This window comes from Effusibacillus consociatus, from assembly GCF_042652925.1.
GTDB lineage: Bacteria > Bacillota > Bacilli > Tumebacillales > Effusibacillaceae > Effusibacillus > Effusibacillus consociatus.
The window spans coordinates 1-553 of the sequence record NZ_JBHSHC010000009.1 but is presented as its reverse complement, the minus strand read 5'-3'; the positions used below and the strand labels follow the sequence as shown (position 1 = coordinate 553).

Sequence of the window (553 nt, the reverse complement as noted above, 5' to 3'; positions counted from 1 at the left end):
GCGTCATCGGAGATGGTTCCCCCGTTGAAACGGGAGCGCGGGCGTACGGAAAATTCCTTTGCGACTGCCGTAAAAAAGGCAATTGGAAATGTTCCTGTGAGCGCCAGTTCTCAGATCCCGATGCCGATTGGGGCTGGGACAGCTACCGTGAGAAATATTACTACGGTCGAACCCTCTACATGTTTTGTGCTGCGGACAGTCCCTACGATCTTCCGGTCTATCCGCGACTGTTTCGCGCCAGCCGGCATGACTCCGTGTCCTGGATTTGCGGCTACCGCGAGTTCCGTTACTGGTATTCGGGTTGGAAAGTGGGAGAGGCGATCTTGGATTCGGCCCACGACGCCCTCCCGATCTATACCCTGCTGGAACACGATGATGTCTCCGCCATCATCGACCTGAACCTCAGGCGTTCCGGCAAACTGGTATACAACGATATGGAAATCGGTTCGGACGGCGTTCCCGTGTGCCCGATTGGCCGGAAGGTGATCGGTTGGGGCAAATGCCCCGGCCGTCAACGCGTCAAATGGCGTTGTCCCGCCAAAGTAGGCAAATG

General features: G+C 56.8%; 1 protein-coding gene. It reads right to left on the bottom strand.

Annotated features, from left to right (window positions below; translation table 11 throughout):
* Positions 1–110: 110 nt before the first annotated feature.
* Positions 111–553: hypothetical protein (locus ACFO8Q_RS01110; protein ID WP_380023644.1), on the bottom strand; the 443-nt coding region annotated here is incomplete at its 5' end.